The sequence below is a fragment of the Neisseria oralis genome, assembly GCF_045062685.1.
Classification (GTDB): Bacteria; Pseudomonadota; Gammaproteobacteria; order Burkholderiales; family Neisseriaceae; genus Neisseria; species Neisseria oralis.
The window spans coordinates 1-251 of sequence record NZ_JBJGEB010000090.1 but is presented as its reverse complement, the minus strand read 5'-3'; the positions used below and the strand labels follow the sequence as shown (position 1 = coordinate 251).

Genomic DNA, 251 nt, shown 5'->3' with positions numbered 1-251 from the left:
TTTCAACCCTGTTTTCGTATCCTTCCTGCTGATTGGCAAAGACAGCGCCGTCCTGTTTACCGAACAATGCCGTCTGAACGCAGAAGCCGCCGCCGCGCTGCAAACCGCCGGCATCACGGTCGAGCCTTACGCCCAAGTTGCCGGCAAACTCGCGCAAATCGGCGGCGCGCTGCTCATCGAGCCGAACAAAACCGCCGTCAGCACGCTCGTGCGCCTGCCCGAAAGCGTGCGCCTGATTGAAAGCACCAACC

General features: G+C 61.0%; 1 protein-coding gene. It reads left to right on the top strand.

Features of this window, described 5'->3' with window-relative positions; all coding sequences use genetic code 11:
• Nucleotides 1–251, top strand: a 251-nt coding sequence (locus tag ACI43T_RS12200; RefSeq protein ID WP_405387391.1) for an aminopeptidase P family N-terminal domain-containing protein, incomplete at both ends; no start/stop codon positions are given.